Origin of the sequence: Ohtaekwangia koreensis (assembly GCF_900167975.1) — a bacterium.
Lineage (GTDB): Bacteria > Bacteroidota > Bacteroidia > Cytophagales > Cyclobacteriaceae > Ohtaekwangia > Ohtaekwangia koreensis.
On sequence record NZ_FUZU01000003.1, the window covers coordinates 1 to 16,687 of the forward strand.

General features: G+C 43.2%; 9 protein-coding genes. 3 read left to right on the plus strand and 6 right to left on the minus strand.

Annotated features, from left to right (window positions below; genetic code table 11):
- Positions 1–3,430, minus strand: a 3,430-nt coding sequence (locus B5Y40_RS19280) for an FG-GAP repeat domain-containing protein (RefSeq protein WP_159453740.1), incomplete at its 3' end; no start/stop codon positions are given.
- A 216-nt stretch (positions 3,431–3,646) separates the two neighbouring features.
- On the opposite strand from B5Y40_RS19280, the gene B5Y40_RS19285 reads away from it, so the two are divergent.
- Positions 3,647–4,492: a porin family protein gene (locus tag B5Y40_RS19285; protein ID WP_079688494.1), complete on the plus strand. Its 846-nt coding sequence runs from the start codon at positions 3,647–3,649 to the stop codon at positions 4,490–4,492.
- 562 nt (positions 4,493–5,054) lie between these two features.
- Here B5Y40_RS19285 and B5Y40_RS19290 read toward each other — a convergent pair.
- The 4 genes from B5Y40_RS19290 to B5Y40_RS19305 form a co-directional block, all read right to left on the minus strand.
- Positions 5,055–6,194, minus strand: coding sequence for a glycoside hydrolase family 5 protein (locus tag B5Y40_RS19290; protein ID WP_159453741.1), 1,140 nt, complete (start codon positions 6,192–6,194; stop codon positions 5,055–5,057).
- A gap of 179 nt (positions 6,195–6,373) precedes the next feature.
- Complete coding sequence (locus B5Y40_RS19295) at positions 6,374–7,012, minus strand: response regulator (protein ID WP_079688496.1); 639 nt, start codon at positions 7,010–7,012, stop codon at positions 6,374–6,376.
- A 92-nt stretch (positions 7,013–7,104) separates the two neighbouring features.
- Positions 7,105–10,131, minus strand: a complete 3,027-nt coding sequence (locus tag B5Y40_RS19300) for a ligand-binding sensor domain-containing protein (protein WP_079688497.1) — start codon at positions 10,129–10,131, stop codon at positions 7,105–7,107.
- Between the two features lie 125 nt (positions 10,132–10,256).
- A complete protein-coding gene (locus B5Y40_RS19305) occupies positions 10,257–13,031 on the minus strand; it encodes a TonB-dependent receptor (RefSeq protein WP_079688498.1) in 2,775 nt (924 codons plus the stop codon).
- Between the two features lie 246 nt (positions 13,032–13,277).
- Here B5Y40_RS19305 and B5Y40_RS29685 point away from each other — a divergent pair, with 246 nt between their 5' ends.
- Positions 13,278–13,418, plus strand: coding sequence for a hypothetical protein (locus B5Y40_RS29685; RefSeq protein WP_159453742.1), 141 nt, complete (start codon positions 13,278–13,280; stop codon positions 13,416–13,418).
- Entirely contained in the window at positions 13,408–16,338 is a 2,931-nt protein-coding gene (locus B5Y40_RS19310; protein ID WP_143785840.1) for a DEAD/DEAH box helicase, read from the plus strand. The genes B5Y40_RS29685 and B5Y40_RS19310 overlap by 11 nt, the downstream gene beginning before the upstream one ends.
- Positions 16,339–16,357: 19 nt before the next feature.
- Here the strand turns inward: B5Y40_RS19310 and B5Y40_RS29405 are convergent, their stop codons facing one another.
- The gene (locus tag B5Y40_RS29405) at positions 16,358–16,645 is read right to left on the minus strand and encodes a hypothetical protein (RefSeq protein ID WP_143785841.1); all 288 of its coding nucleotides are present in this window, start codon (positions 16,643–16,645) and stop codon (positions 16,358–16,360) included.
- Between the last annotated feature and the right edge of the window lie 42 nt (positions 16,646–16,687).

Consider the following 16,687-nt stretch of genomic DNA (forward strand, 5'->3'; position numbering starts at 1 on the left):
CATCGCAGCTCGTTTGAGCAACGGTGCCTGTAGTAATTACAGGCAACACCGTATTGTTCAAAATCTGAACCACAGCTTTACTGGAAATACATCTTGTAACTTTATCAACCGCCACTACAGTATAATATCCTGCAGCAAGCCCAGCGTACGTGGCGCTTGCTTTATAGTTTGCAGCAGTGGTATCAGGGGTTCCAATATTTCCATTGAACCAATAATATCTAAAAGGACCTGTCGAGCCTGACCCCGTTGCAGTAATTGATCCATCGACCGGTGAACATTTAACCTGATGGGTGTTGATGATTGTGGAGACGGAAGGTGTGGTAAGGTTATCAACCACCGTTACAGTTTCAGTATCAACGCATCCATTGGCATCTGTAGCCTGAACAGTATATATACCGGCAGCGAGTCCAGAAACAGTTGCTGCGGTACCAATCTGGTTTACCGCCAGTGTATTATTTCCTTTAAACCATTTCCATGTATAGCCCGCCGTTACACCTGCTATATTTGCACTCGCAGTTCCGTTCGGAGTTGGTGTACATGAAGTTTGCTGTGCAGTAACCGTTGCTGTAACAGGCTGTATAGCTTTCGATTTGATCGTTACCAAAACCGTTGGTGAAACGCATTCACTCGTATTGTTGGTTGCCGTAACCAGGTATGTTCCGGCAGTAAGACTTGCATACGTTATACCGGTGAAATCAGGTGATGGCTTTACACTCGATCCGTTATACCATTGAAAAGTATATCCTGTAGTTACTCCACCAACATTAGCAGAAGCACTACCTGAATTAGGGGGTGTACATTTTGCATCGACTGTGGTAACAGAAACCGCCGGCTTTATCGTTGCATCGGTGACGTGACCTGATTGAGATGACTGGCATCCGGTTGTCTTCTCAGTAACCAAAACCGAATACGTCAACCCATCTGTATTGGACAACTCATGGCTCACGGATAACACTGTTCCCGTCAGCACAAGGGGACCTGCATACCATGCATAATTAAAATTACCAGGGGGTTCACCGCCATTGATAATGGCGTGCAATTTTCCATTGGGATTTTTGCAGTTGGTATAGCTTCTGTCTTCTACGATCTGAACGTTCAGTGTACGGGACTTCACGCCAACGGCAATGGTTTTAGAAGAAGAGCCGCATAATAAACCTTTATGAACAGCAAAAACAGAATAGGTTCCTTCTGTCAAACCCGTATAGGTAGATCCTACATAAGCTGCGGAAGCAGTTGTTCCCGTAGTAGCACTGTTGAACCAATAGAATGTATAGTCTGCAGTTTGCTTTACACCACTTACCAGCCTGTACGCTTCTACCGCGCCTGAAGGCAATGAGCTGTTACCACATTTTATATTATCGGATATAAGTGCTGTCTCAATTGCAAATGGATTTGGACTCACACTGGCAGAGGCCAGGTTGTTTGAGTAATCGCATTCTTTGAAATTGGTACTTGGAAAAGTCAACGGTGTAGTACTGCCGTTATCATTCAACACTACATATAGTGTAAAGGTACTCCCGGTACCTTGTACCGTAAGGTTACTGGCCGAAAAAGTATCACCAATGTTAAGGTTGTTCAGGGTAAGGGTAACCGTATTTAGTTTTACGGCACCGGCAACACGCGGATCTCCGCTATAAAAAGTTACGGGAAAAGAACCTGAAAGTCCAAGGTTACCAGAGTTCTTTATTCCAAACGAAACTGTAAAATTCTTATCGGGACATGTAGGCTTGTTAATCGTAATGGCGGTGTTGGGATCAAATATTATATCAGGCGATGCATAGGTTGGACATCCTTTTGAATCCAGGAATGGCGACTGATTTAAAAATGAATTTAATGCACGTTGTTGTCCTGCATTACAGGGAGATCCTGTTGAAAAAACAAGATGATGGAGCTGCTGTACCTTTGGAATTGTAAGATCGTCATTAACGTTCACATTGAAGTATGCATGTTGATTCCATACTTTACGCGAAGGCACCCATGATTCAAGGCTTGATGAGTATGTACGAACCTGTCCGTAGGCTGTGCGTGAGCCGTCATTTATATCATCATTATTATTCGTTGCGCAGGTTACGCATATCTCGGTTGATCCGTCACCATCTACGTCCACAACAATGGGATACTCACTGGAGGTACGCGACCGGCAAAGTGTTTGTGTTAATATTGCACCCGTTTTACCATTGATGATATATAGATAGCCTTCATCACGATATACTATTTCATTTGACTTGTCATTATTAAAATCAAAAACGGTTGATCCGGTAAAACCAGATGTCATCTCGGAAATATCAGATGACCATAGCAGTGTCATGTCCTCCTTCAAGGCAAATAACTTCTTTCCTGAAACGAACGTGGTGTTTAGTTTTCCATCACCATCAATGTCAGATATATTAAGGCGTCCCGTTCCTTCAGGCCAATTGTTGGGCGTGGCATATCTCTTATAGGCGTTGTTCTTAACGTCCCAGAAGAAAGCATGCGTAGCTCCGGTGGTTGATCCGGTAGAACCGCTGGTAAGAACATCCAGATAACCATCCTGATTGTAATCCGCCACACTGGACATACTGGTTACATAACCAAAGCTGGATTTCTTAGGAAAATAATTAGATGCGGCAGGGATTGATTTTACAAGCGTTAAAGATCCTGCATCTGCAGTACGGGCACCAAGGTTAACGGAATATATACTTCCACCCAAAACAAGTTCGAGTCCGGTGCAGGATGCGCAATCTGTTGTAGTCAACATATCAACGGCTACAGGTCCGCCATCTATATCGGTCCATGATCCACTTCCTTTTACAATTCTTAAACCTGTGGCCGCATCCAGAATCTCATTTCTATAATACAATTCAACTTTTCCGTCACTGCCAAAATCGGCAAGCCCTAGTGTTATCGGCAAACCGTATGCTGCTGTACTCCAAAGCTTAACGCCTTTACAGTCGTACGAGGTTATATAAAAAGTTGTCCCTATTTTTTCCGCTATAAAGATCTCCGCACAACCATCACCCTTTACATCGGCAATTACGTGGTCATAGAATTCAGCGGTACCTGTTATCGCAGCAGTATACTTAACGCTTAAGTTCTGTCCGTTTAATATATAGAGCTTTTTGTCACCGGGGTGTAACGTCACAACTTCTGGTATACCATCACTGTCCAGGTCACCAATCGCCATTCTACCATACGAATAAGTAGACCGGTCCTGAGAAGCTGACTCCAGTTTCATACCGAAATTGGCAACACCCGTGGGGGGAACCTGACAGAATTTGTCTTGACCTATATAGAAGTCTTTACAAAGTGAATTTTTAGCGCAGTCACCATCAAAACAGTCAATAAATCCGTCACCGTCATTATCAACTCCATCACCGCAACTTGATTCCTGTGCGAATGATGCGAAGTATAGCACCAGACACAGTGCGGTCAGCAGTAGTTTTTTACTCATAAGCTCAACTATAGACATGAATACAACCTGGAAAGAGAAAGTGAGAGACCGATCTTTAATTCAGGTTCAAATACCCCAGAAAGGTATTTTCTTTTAAAATGATAAAAATTGAAAGATCAGAAACATTCAGAGTCACGTAATAATTGGTATGTGTTTTACGATTTTTTACTAAAAAATAAGGCAAGCTTTATATTAAATTTATCATTAACGCAAACCATGTTAGCGAAAGTTAAACCCATTTCACGACCAAATAGTCAACTGAATACTAAATGTATCGTTATTCTTCTCTGCCTCCTTTCAATTGCTGCTATTGAAAATGTCACTGCTCAAGTAGTAAGAGTTGGGGTAAAAATTGGGGGACAATATGACTTCGTAAAAGTCGATCAAAAACGTTTCAAGGATACTGTAAAATTAGCTCCGGGTATAGGTTTCAACGCGGGACTTGTGCTTTCTTTCAAAGTAAGGAATCGGTACTTTTTGCATACTGAATACCTATATTCTACAAAAAGCAAAACTATAACGGGTAAATTCGATCCTGATCTAAAGGATAAAGTGACGTATCATTATTTTGAAGCGCCTATTTTATTCACCATGCACTTCAAAGGGCAGCTCGGAGAGAATAGAAATTTCAAATGGTATCTGGGGGCCGGGCCGAACATTGCCTACTTATTAGGAGGGCGCGGTGTTATATCTTCCGGTGAATTAGAAGAGAACGGCATTAGTTCACTATCCTATAAAATCAAATTCACACCGCGCGAGGACCGCGATCATATAGACGAGATTCACTACACCAATGTCAACAGAGTTCAATTTGGTATAAATATAGGTGCCGGAGCATTACTGGAGCCCATTCCCAAGCACAAAGTAATGATAGACCTGCGCTATACTTTCGATCAGACTTTATTTGGAAAGCAAAAGGCGGATTACCTCGTTCCTCATGACTATGATGATGACCTCCGGTTCAGAAACAGAGGCGTGCGAATCTCCCTGATGTATCTTCTTGAATATAACATTAGTAAAAAGGCACGAAACACAGGTAAAAGCACTATTAAAAAGTCATGATCTTACTTTTCTGGATATTCTTCCGGGTAAGCTTGTTACTCCTGAAATGCAAACTATATATATACTATAGTCAAAAAAAAGACTACGATATATAGAAGCACGGGGAATCGTACGTTACTATCAAATTTTCTCTTCAGGACTTATGTTCTGAAGGTCAGCGCTTTTTTTGCCGGGGAACAACGAACGGTATAAGAAGATGCTTGTCAACTCCCAACAATCAAAAGAAGCAATAAGAGCATCATTACTATCACCATTGTGGTTTTAGTAGCATAAAGAAGTGTGATCGTTTTCATTCTTGTATCGGATATTCTTCTCCTCACTTTTTTACAATAGTCTGTTCCTTCTCAACCTTGATGATCAAAGACCTTGTTTTATTGAGATTCGAAAGTTCTCAAGGCTGGGCGTAGAGTATAATGACCACCATCACTATACTCACACGCACCAACACATAACAGTGCACACACATTTTTAATCACAACATTTCAGTCTCTTATTAACCTTACCATCTGCCTAAACATAAACCATACATAATGACACAATATCTAAACATCACCTTGCAATTTTATTGGCAAGTGAATCCGTTTAGTATATAGCTGGTCTTGACTGCTGTATTCTTTATACTGAGATCGCTATCCAGTATAGTTTCCCGTATCCAACCTTTGGTTGCATCCCCGGCAGGTATAGATAGAATCGATTGATAGGTACCATCAGAGGTAATATCGAGTGAAGGACACATCACCGGTGGATTATAGTTATAGTATCCATTGCCTGGCCCCCACTCCCATACATAGTATCCCATGTTATGTTGATCAGCTTCTTTCAGCAACGTCTCGTAATCAATCGATCCTTTTGTTGAGCACGACTCATAGTCTGGTTCTTCATCGCCAGGCCAGCCACCGTATGCTGCCAACTCCCCTATAATAAAGGGAACATTCAGGTCGGCAGCTTTTTGAAGCTGGTCTTTTATAAAAGTAGACTGCACATATTTAATTGCCTCCTTCGACCAATAGGTATGCACCGAGAACATCACATTGTGATCGGGATCATGCGCCATTAAATCGGCTGCAGTATTTATGAATATATCCAGATTTTTTCCGCAGCCTGTGGCATCAATAATAAGCGGTGGACGAATACCTGCATTGCGCATATTCGTGATGGCGGTTTTGTAAGCACTCAGGAATTGTGACTCGGTCACATTATCATCTCCCGCCTCATTGGCTATGTTAACCAACAAAGCATGTTCATATTTTTGTACCAAGGCCACTACATCAGAGCGCGTCCAATAGTTAACCACTTTTGTGAGTTGCGAAAAATCACAGGTGGCGTCATGCATCTCTACCATAGGAATCATCTTCTGTGCGATGCAGTTCTTGATAAGATTTTCGAGTTGATTCAGAGATGTAGTCGTACCGTTGTCTGATACGGTTTGCCATACGATACGCACCGAGTTGGCGTTTGTCTTGGCGATCTCCGGAAAGTATCCGTCACCATTGGGATCCCCCTGATCAAAAACACTCATCTTGTTAACACCCTTTAATACAACAGTATTTCCACAAGGATCGGTAAGATGATCACCACTTACCTTAAATGTTTCCTGAGGCGATGTACTACCGGATTCTGAATCATCATCACTTCCACACCCTGAAAGGTATAGCAGGCAAACGAGCGGCAAAAATTTTAAAATTGCAATGGGAATTTTCATGAGAGTAACGGGTTGTTTGGTAATACAAAGCAATGCGATCATATAGCATAGATCAATTCCCTATTTGGGTAATTATACTATATTAAGAACCGTATAAAAAATAGCGTTAAAACTCCGGCAGGTTCACCAAGGAATTATAAGAAGGTATTATATACTGGCCGGCTTTTCTTGAAATATTACTAAATGATCTTTGCACGTATGGCCTTGGCAACAGCCTCAGGGCCACATTGGACGTGGAGCTTCTGGTATATATTTTTCAAATGCTTTTTCACTGTTTCAGGGGAGATCAGGATTTCAAGAGCAATCATGCGATACGAGAATCCCCTGGAAAGAAGTTCAAGTACTTGCTGCTCACGCTCAGAGATCCTATACTCATTTTTTGGAGCCGGTATCGTTTCACGAAAAGCGTTCAACACGCGGTGTGCAATACCGGGTGACATGGGGGCTCCACCCTCGAACACTTCCTTTATTGCCTGTACCAGTTGAGCTGAAGAATCTTTCTTTAGCAGGTATCCATCGGCCCCGTTGCTCAGGCATCGAAACAATTTATCATCATCATCAAATACGGTATGCATTAACACGCGAATCTCAGCGTGCTTTTCCTTAATGAGCCGCACCCCTTCTATACCACTGCGCTCAGGCATATCAATATCCATGATCACAACGTCTGGCCTATCCGTCTCTATTTCACTCACAACAGAACGACAATCGGGATGAGAACCTGCCACAGCAAATCCCTCAGTTTTACCAATGAGCAATTCCAGTAAATCACGCAGCTTGGTATTGTCCTCGTAAATAGAAACACGGATGGTTTGCATGGTATATAGCTATAAACGGAGTGCGGGTTAATCTTCAGTAGTATACAAAGCAAATTGGTTCATGCTCCATTAGCAATACCCTTTTCGGGTAGTCAGCCAATCGGAAATTCAAGTCGAAGTTTTGTTCCTTTGCCGGTATCGGAAAGGATATTTAGCGTTCCTTTCAGGCTCGCAGCACGAGCTTTAAGATTCAAGAGTCCATTCCGGTCACGCGGTATCTCCGGGTTAAACCCTACACCATCATCTTCAATGATCATCAATAACTTTTTGCGCTCCACCACAACTTGAACAGATGCATTGCTACAATGTGAATACTTGATGAGATTATTGACGGATTCTTTGAAGATGAGGTAAAAATTCCTGCGTTGCTCCATCGATAATTTGATATGTTCAAAATGCTTGGGCATGGCGAAGTTATAGTGGATCTGCTTTGCTTCGAATAGCTCAGACGCATACCGGGTCATGCGCGCAATCAGACTGGAGAGTGCATCATTTCTTGGACTGATGTTCCAGACTATATCATCGAGTGAACTGCTGATCTGCTGGGTCTCTTCTACCATTCGTTCTATAAATGAAGCTGACGGATGCGTTTGTGAGAGCTCCTTTCTGGCCAGTGTTCCCATGATGCTGATACCACTTAGCGAAGAGCCAAGTTCATCATGAAGATCCGCTGATATACGGTTGCGCACATGCTGAAGGCGAATAATCTGGTTGATACGATACCGGTAAAATGCATATAGCAACGCAATGATGGTGGCAATGATCAGAAGTTTAAACCACAGTGTCTCATAATATGCCGGCATTACTTCGATGCGAATGCTAGAAGCCTCCGGGCTCCAGTTGCCGAGGACATCACCGGTTTTCATGTGAAGTATATATGTGCCAGGGTTCAGGTTTGTAAAGTATGCCTGGTGATTGGTACCGCTATAATTCCATTCCTTGTCAAAGTCCTCCAGGTAGTATGCATATTCGTTGTCGTGATGCTTCCTGTAGTTGAGTGCTATAAAATCTACGCTGAAAGCATTCTCGTCAGGAGCAAGTTCAATTGGCTTTGAGAAATCAACGAAGTGCTCCTTACCATGAATTTTAAAGCTGGATATACCCAGCACAGGATTTTCAACAGGCCCAAGAATGCGGGCTACATTGATGATATTTATACCATTCTGATGACCAACATATAGTTCTTTGCCATCCTGACTGGTATAGATGCGCCCCATGGTATTGTTGTTGATCAGACCATCATTTACCGTGAAGCGTTTTAATTTCCGGGAAGTTGCATGATAGCAGTAAAGCCCTTCATAATTACCAGCCCAGACATTGCCGGCATGATCCTCGGCCAATCCCGCGATCTGCCTGTCAACAAATCCATCTTCGCCTGTGAGCACCAATGAAATTTTCCCGTCACGATCGGTTTTGGTAAGGCTTCCCCAACGGGCTGCCCACACGTTTTTTTGTTTATCGAGAAGAAGCGAGTTCACCGAACGATCCTGGATTCTGTCATCTATATCTGCAGGCTCTGCAAGCACAAAATTACCCGCACGTTCATCGCCCCTATATATACCTTGCATCGTGCCTAATAAAATAGTGCCGTCTGTATCCAGAAGCATATCATTGATCAGGTTGTTATTCTGTATCAGCGAATGCTGCATGGCATCCGGCCAGGGCGTTGCGTTTTTTCCGGTATTGAAATCCAGTATACGAATGCCTTCATCAGAGTTACCAATCCACAAGCGATCGTGTTTATCAAACAAACCGTACATAAAAAACGGCACCGAAAAATAACGATTGGCCTGCTCACTCAGCGGGGTTGAAATAAACCGTTCCTCTTCCGGATCATAAACAAATATACCGGGCCGCTTATAGTTCCAGCGGTTGGTTCCAATCCACAAAGTCCGATCTGGTCGTTGCGTAATCCACCTTGTATCTCCGCCATCCGGATAGCGGATCAGTGTAAATTCATTGGTGACTTTGTTCCATTGTACAATCCCCGTATGTGATAATCCGAGATATACTATATTGGGATACTCTATATCTGCAAGAATGACATTTACCGTGACCGGAAAAGATACTATACCTTTAGGGAGCCACAGTGCCCGAATTACATTACTGACTGGATTATACTTAATGATACCATCGGAAGTGCAAGCCCACACTATACCATCCTGCTTGTCGCGAACGATAGCATTGACTTCATAGGGATTCGGGAGCACGTCACTGAAAAAATAGAAACGTTTTTGCTCGGGCCGGAATACGCCAAGTCCAGAGTTATCACCAACCCATAAAATTGCATTCCCGTTTTCATCGACTCCATTTTCAAGAGCATTGATTTGGTTGGCGATGCGCCCGGTACTATAATGCTCATAGGTATTGCTGTGAGTATCGTACCGGATCAATCCCATGTTATAACTGCCGATCCAGAGAATTCCATTTTCCCCGGCACGGGCATCCGAAAGCAGTACAGGCTCCTGTGGCGCAACGTCATGGCTATCCGCACCAAAAACACAGTATAATGTATCTTTTAGCGGATCATACCGGAATAAACCATTATCCCTTCCAATCACCCACAAGTTTCCATCGGTATCCTCTGTAAAGGAAGCTTTGGTCCATACATACATGGTCTTCCGGAATGCATAATGTTTTGTCTTGCGGGTTTTTAAGTCCATGCGGTTTACGCCTTCACGATCACTATACCAGCCGTTGTTATTTTTATCGATAAAGAAAAATCCGGTAGTCTCTATATCTGGTTCCTGAGTTTTAGGAGAGCACTCCATTTGTAAGGAGATAGCATCAATCCTGCATATACCGTTGCGATCGGAAGATATCCACACATTGTTCTCATGGTCCGCAACAACGCCCGTCACAAAATTGGTTTCAGGCGAAGTATAGGGCTGGAACGTTGCACCATCATAGCGTACCACACACTGACGTGTACCGAACCACATAAAACCTGAATGATCTCGTGTTGCTGACAGCACTGTATTTCCGGGCAACCCGTCTTTCGAACTGATTACTTCAAAAGTAATTGCAGGCAATTGCGCATATACCGGCTTATATCGGGTAATGAAAATACACAGCAGTGCAATTATAAAATGTATCCGGAACGATGAGCGAAGAGTCATTGATTTTTTCCAATCGTGTACTAAGTTACAGCAGAATATTGCAGTATCACTGCGCTTGCACTAAAAATCATTTTACAAATATTTCATAAATGACTTAAGCAACGTAAAAAAAACCAACACACCTGCTATTTAAAATTACGAATGGTATACGTTAGGGTAAGCATAAAATAACGTGTCAACACATTGGTTTGCCGGTCTTCAATATAGGTCTCTGTTACATCGCGGCTGATGCTGTTGTTTTGATTGAGAATATCAAATGCATTCACTTTGACTTCAAGCGCATCATCTTTGAGGAACTTATAGCCCAGCCCCGCATTCCAGAACCAGATGCTTTGATCATACTCGGCTGATAGACCTTTATATAGGGTGTTGTTAAGATTGCTTGTGAATACAAATCCTTTCCAGAAGATCCAGTTAAGCCGCAAGGATGAGGTGTGACTAAAGTAATTATTATCGGATTGCTTTTGCAGCGTATTTTTTACAATGGTATAATTTGCTGTATACGACAATGTGAAATCAATCTTTTCGCTGATGTTGCTGCTCAATACGAGGCCCTGGCTGATACCATAGTTATTGGCCAGGTTCTTACTGCTGTTGATCATTGCAGGCGTACGATTATAGGTAAATCCAGTATTGAGGTTCATATTTGATTTTAGAAACGCAACGGGAAGACCATACGTCACCAGCGTTCGGAGTGTACTATATCCACTGATATTAATAGGGTACGACAATTGTGTACCACGCGTGAGTGCGATGTCGTTGACCACCGTATCTTTTACAGCAATATAGGATGCATTGGTGATATAGTCTTTGGTAAGACTGCCGCTCAGTAAAAACAACAAACTGGTAGATGCCTTCGGATCTGTTTTACCATAGCGTATGGTGAGGTTGTGGCTATAGTCTTGTGACAAATCAGGATTACCAGTCTTTAGGAAGAGTGGGTTCCGGTTATCGATTACATTTTGTAGCTGTGAGATGGAAGGTGCGTTGGTGGAAGTACGGTACATGACGCGCACATTCTCGCTTTGCGTAAACCTGTAATTGAAAGTCGCCTGCGGCAGTACATTCTGAAATGACCGATTCACCTCGAAGGCAACGGGAAACTCCTGATCACTCGAAAGACTGGCATGCTGAAAATTAAGCCCAGTATTGAAATTCAATTTTTTATTATTGAACCTATAACTCACTCCCCCCCGATTCGATATATATTTATTCTCAAATGCATTGGTGAGCAGTGTATCGAGTTCGGTATACCGGCCTGTTTCCGATGCGAGATTGTAGGTATTCTTATCGGTTGTGCTTTTGGTAAGCGAAGGCGTATAATTAAATTGTAACTGTCCTCTTTTTCCAATCGGTTCGGTATAGGCCAGAGTCGATGAAAGCGTATAGCTATTGGTATACTGATCGGATTGCTGATCTATAATGGAAGACTCCCCGGAAGATTCATATTCATTGAGAGAGTATAGATATGAATTACCGTCACGGTTATTGACATCGGTATTGACATTCCACGAAAGTGACCTCCCTCTCTTTTTAAACCGGTGCCGGAAGAGAACGCTATTCGAGAAGACAAATCCTTCATTATTGGCATTGTTGGTATTGGTAATCTTGCTTTCCAACGCGCTTGATGCTGAAGAATAATCGCCTTTCAAATTTGCCTTTGAATCATTCTTCTGAAAACTAAATTTAGGTGTCACCACAATGGAATTGGCCGTGTCAATAGTATACTCCAACCTGAAATTTAGCCGGTGGTTATAATTGGTACTGTTGGTGCGACTACGCTCATCATATACCAGACCACTGTCCTGTTGGGTGATATACATCCGATTCAGATTGGTGATCTGCTCGTTATCCGCCTGATTAAAAAAGTAACTTCCCGTAACTTCTGTTTTAGCATTCCATTTATCACTATAGTTTAATCCAACGGAGTGGGTAGTGGAAATACCGTTTTGTTGTCCTACTGAAAAATTGTTGCTACTTCCACCCCCGCCACCACGCTGCCCTCTTCCACCGCGGCCACCACCTTGCGGACTACCCGAAGAGCTTGTGACTCCCAATAAATCTTCATTGCTAAAATTCTGCTGGTTGATATTATTGCTAAGTCCTACCAGCGAAAGTTTACGATCACCTTTAAACGCATTTATATTTCCTCCGGCAGTATATCTTCCATCCTCTCCTGCCCCCGCATATACCCTTCCGAATTGTCCATTGTTCTTTCCCTTCTTGGTAACGATGTTCACCGTCTTACGCGTTTGCCCATCATCGAAACCCGTGAACTGCGATTGTTCACTCATCCGATCAAACACTTCAATTTTATCGATGATCTCTGCGGGAAGATTTTTCAAGGCAAGTGTTGCATCATCACCGAAGAATTGCTTTCCGTCCACCAGAATTTGCTGCACCGCCTCTCCTTGCGCTTTCACCCCGGTGTTGTCGGAGGTCATCCCCGGCATCTTGCCGATCAGGTCTTCGGCTGTTGCATCGCGGTTCGTTTTAAAAGCGTTGGCATTATACTGAATGGTATCACCTTTTTGTTCAACCTGTATAGATGTACCTTTGATCTCAATGCTCTTCAAGGTTGTTGCCGACTGATTCATTTTGATCTGTCCCAGATCGACTACGTCACTGTCGACACGCACACGAATACGTCTTGGCGTATAGCCTATATACGAGATCTTCAATATATACCTTCCGGCAGGTATAGCATTGAAAGTAAATTTCCCGTCAATATCTGTAACAGTACCTTTTTGTTTTGTGGAGTCGTTGAGTTGCTGCAAGAGCACCGTTACACCAATGAGTGACGTGTTGTCAGTGCTATCGGCCACTACGCCAGAAATGCCCGGCTGCTGAGCAAAACCGGTGTTGTAAATCAGACAGAGGAGCGCAATCCAACGTTTCATAAATATCGTAGAGGGATTAAAAAAGGGATATTAATCAACACAAATCAAATGAATAGTTATTCAGCACGGTTCTGTTTATGTAAGCGGAATAAAATCACCCATTTCGCGCAGGCGATTCCGGCAGAGGTGTAAACGATCTGCGTCTCATTTACAACATCCACAGTGTCAACGAAATGAAAGATATCTCATGCGTGCTGTTCGACCGGAACATTCACTCTGTTATATTTGAGGTTGAAAATGAAGGAGATGAAGGAGACAAAGCCGGGACGCATTCGCGATTTAATTTTTACATCCGACAACTCCTGTTTCATTGATTCTTACTGGCGGAAACGCTTCAAACATTCTGGTCGCACGATACGCTACGAACAACTCATCCATGCTTTTTGACCAACCAAAAATTGAGAAAAAAAATACTGCGCGTCCGGTTCTTCCACCGGGCACAGTCATCGATTATAAAATAGCTTTCTTATTCAACTTTGTTTCAGGAAAGTCAACGCGATTTGACCTGGAACCTGTTCTTGTATTTGAGAAGAATGGTGTTGTAGAGTATAAACGAATTTCGCTTCAGGCGGAAAGAGGTCTTGCTTACCTGCAACCTCTGGAAGATTCTTTTTACAAGGACTTGATGGAATTCTCGGACAATCAGTTGTTGGACTGGATGACCCGTACCGGCAATCGCTATATACGGAATCACTCCGGCTCGTGGGCACATGTATCTGCAAAGGAATTGATAAACCTGCGGAAGCACTATATCAATCTGCTGCACAAGCTATGGCCTACCTTGAGTACATGGCCCGCTATATTTATACTGAAAGCCGGGCGATTTCTGAATTATTCACAACTTCCGGTTAAGCTTGGCAAAGAACCTGCACGATTTAGTTTTACAGCAGATCGCAACGGTGATTTGATTGTATTGAAATTAGTGTTGTGGCTCGATGGTAAAAAAGCAGATCTCCGTTTACTCTCCGGCTTTATGCTCGAGCACGAAGGTATACTATATCTTCCCCCCGACCCTGCAGCACTGGCATTGATCGATCTCTTTCGCAACGGTCCACTGACATTTCCAATGTCTCAACGGGCAGATGTGATGCAGCGCTATATAAATCCGTGGCTTGAGAAGTATGAAGTGATCATCTGCGACAAGCTGGGGATTGAATTTGTGAGCCCCGAGTTGCAGCCACGCGTTATGTTGAGTGAGTTGAATGAAAGCAACCTGATGATCCGTCCACAATTTTCATATGAAGACGTAGTGGTGGATTATAGTGAAGAGCGTAGTCATGTAGCGGACTCAGCCGAAAAACTACGTGTGATTAAACGTAACGCTGACGAGGAGAAAAAACTATATGAATACCTGCGCACGTTGCATCCGTCCTTTTCCAGCCAACGCAATAATCAATATTACTATCTTCCGTTCGCAGATGTTATGAAGCATGGCTGGTTCATTGGCATGATGCGCAATGTACAACAGGAAGGCTATGCAGTGCATGGGTTACAAGAGCTTAAAAAATTCCGCTATACTACACATATACCACGCTTCAACATTACGGCCAGCAGTAACACCGATTGGTTCGATCTGAAGGTAACGATACAATGGGGCGACCATATGGTATCGCTCAAGGAAATCAGGCGTGCTATCCTCAACAAACAGGATACGATCATGCTGGAAGACGGCACTCTCGGTCATATACCCGAAGAATGGATCAGCCAATATAGTTTACTCTTAAGAACAGGAACAGAAGAGAACGGTACATTAAAAGTGAGCAAGCTTCACTATACTTTGCTCGAAGAGATCCTGGACAAGATTGATGACAACACAGTACAGCAAGATATAGCAGCACGTAAACGCAAATTGCTGGAATATGACACTATACAAAAAGCATCACTCTCAACGGAAATAAAAGCAAGCCTGCGTCCCTACCAGTTATCCGGATTTCATTGGTTGCAAACACTGGACGAATTGGGATACGGGGGCTGTCTGGCCGATGACATGGGTCTTGGTAAAACGCTCCAGACTATATCTTTCCTGCAGTATCTGAAAGAAAAATATCCGGGCAGCACGCAACTGGTGGTTTGTCCTACATCTCTTATTTTTAACTGGGAAAATGAAATTCAAAAGTTCTGTCCTTCGCTGCGGCACTATACTTACTATGGACTGCAGCGTGAATTTACAGAAGCACATTTTTCAGAGTATGATATTGTACTCACTACCTACGGTGTGGTGCGAAACGACCTTGAAAATCTAAGCGGTTTTCTATGGCAGTATATAATTCTGGATGAGAGCCAAGCCATAAAAAATCCGGATGCACGTGTTACCAAAGCTGTACAACAACTACATGCCGTGAACCGCGTTATACTTAGCGGTACTCCTGTGCAGAACAATACATCTGATCTTTTTGCACAGTTTAATTTTCTGAATCCGGGCTTGCTGGGCACGCGTGAATTCTTTAACCGTGAATTCGCACACCCTATAGATAAGCAGGGGAATAAAGAAAAAACACAGTATCTCAAACGACTCATTCATCCATTTACCCTGAGGCGCACCAAAGAGCAGGTAGCCAAAGACCTTCCTGACAAGACGGTAACCGTGCTGTGGTGTACGATGGATGCTGCGCAACGAAGGATATATAACCAGTATCGCGACAATTACCGTAACCTGCTATTGAAACGAATTGATGAAGAAGGTATAGCCAAGTCCGGTATATATGTACTCGAAGGTTTATTACGCCTTCGCCAGATTTGTGATCACCCTGCCATGCTGGATCATATTCCCGGTGATGATGAAGACGCCGTAAAGAGCTCTGTAAAGATCGAAGAACTTACACGCGAGTTGCAGGAGAACGCGGGCAATCACAAGTTCCTGGTGTTCTCTCAGTTCACCGAAATGTTACACCTTATCAAAAAGGAATTTGATGAAACGGGTATAAGTTATTGCTACCTGGATGGAAGCACTTCACTTGCAAAACGTAAAACTGAAGTTGAGAGATTCCAGGAAGACGAAACCGTTAAGGCTTTCCTCATTTCATTGAAAGCCGGTGGTGTTGGTCTTAACCTTACGGTAGCCGACTATGTCTACCTGGTAGACCCGTGGTGGAACCCGGCTGCCGAACAACAGGCCATCGACCGTGCACATCGTATAGGCCAGAAGCGAAAAGTATTCGCCTATAAAATGATTTGCAAGGATACGGTAGAGGAAAAAATCTTGCAGATGCAGGAGAAAAAGAAAATGCTCGCAGATGAACTGATTCACGAAGATGCTGGATTCGTCAAAAATCTATCCCGTGATGATATAGAGTTTCTATTTGGTTAGGCACACGGCTTTTACAATATTAGTCCCTATACAAGGCCATCTTCCAACGGAGATGGCTTTTGTCTTTTATCGTTTTACGCCGACTCGCATATATACCTATACCATCTTCATAGCACTGGATAGTTCTGACCCTGCGATTGGGTAGCGGGATGGTCAGAGCCCCCGCTGGTCTTGCCAGGGATTCTACAATCTGAAAGGCCTCACGCTTTTTTCCTATGACAGGATGAACTACGCTTCGAACAGTCAACGAAAGAACAGACCGGTAAAATCGCGCTGGTGTAGTCTTGTCATAAATCGGGTAAAGCATTACGAAGTTGGTATGATTATTTATTCCCTTCACCAGCCCGGA

What these genes read in the sequence shown, in the direction of transcription:
- B5Y40_RS19295 (WP_079688496.1), bottom strand. Translation starts at nt 7,012, where the DNA reads ATGCAAACCATCCGTGTTTCTATTTACGAGGACAATACCAAGCTGCGT.
- B5Y40_RS19310 (WP_143785840.1), top strand. Translation starts at nt 13,408, where the DNA reads ATGCTTTTTGACCAACCAAAAATTGAGAAAAAAAATACTGCGCGTCCG.
- B5Y40_RS19285 (WP_079688494.1), top strand. Translation starts at nt 3,647, where the DNA reads ATGTTAGCGAAAGTTAAACCCATTTCACGACCAAATAGTCAACTGAAT.
- B5Y40_RS29405 (WP_143785841.1), bottom strand. Translation starts at nt 16,645, where the DNA reads ATGCTTTACCCGATTTATGACAAGACTACACCAGCGCGATTTTACCGG.
- B5Y40_RS29685 (WP_159453742.1), top strand. Translation starts at nt 13,278, where the DNA reads ATGAAGGAGACAAAGCCGGGACGCATTCGCGATTTAATTTTTACATCC.
- B5Y40_RS19290 (WP_159453741.1), bottom strand. Translation starts at nt 6,194, where the DNA reads ATGAAAATTCCCATTGCAATTTTAAAATTTTTGCCGCTCGTTTGCCTG.
- B5Y40_RS19305 (WP_079688498.1), bottom strand. Translation starts at nt 13,031, where the DNA reads ATGAAACGTTGGATTGCGCTCCTCTGTCTGATTTACAACACCGGTTTT.
- B5Y40_RS19300 (WP_079688497.1), bottom strand. Translation starts at nt 10,131, where the DNA reads ATGACTCTTCGCTCATCGTTCCGGATACATTTTATAATTGCACTGCTG.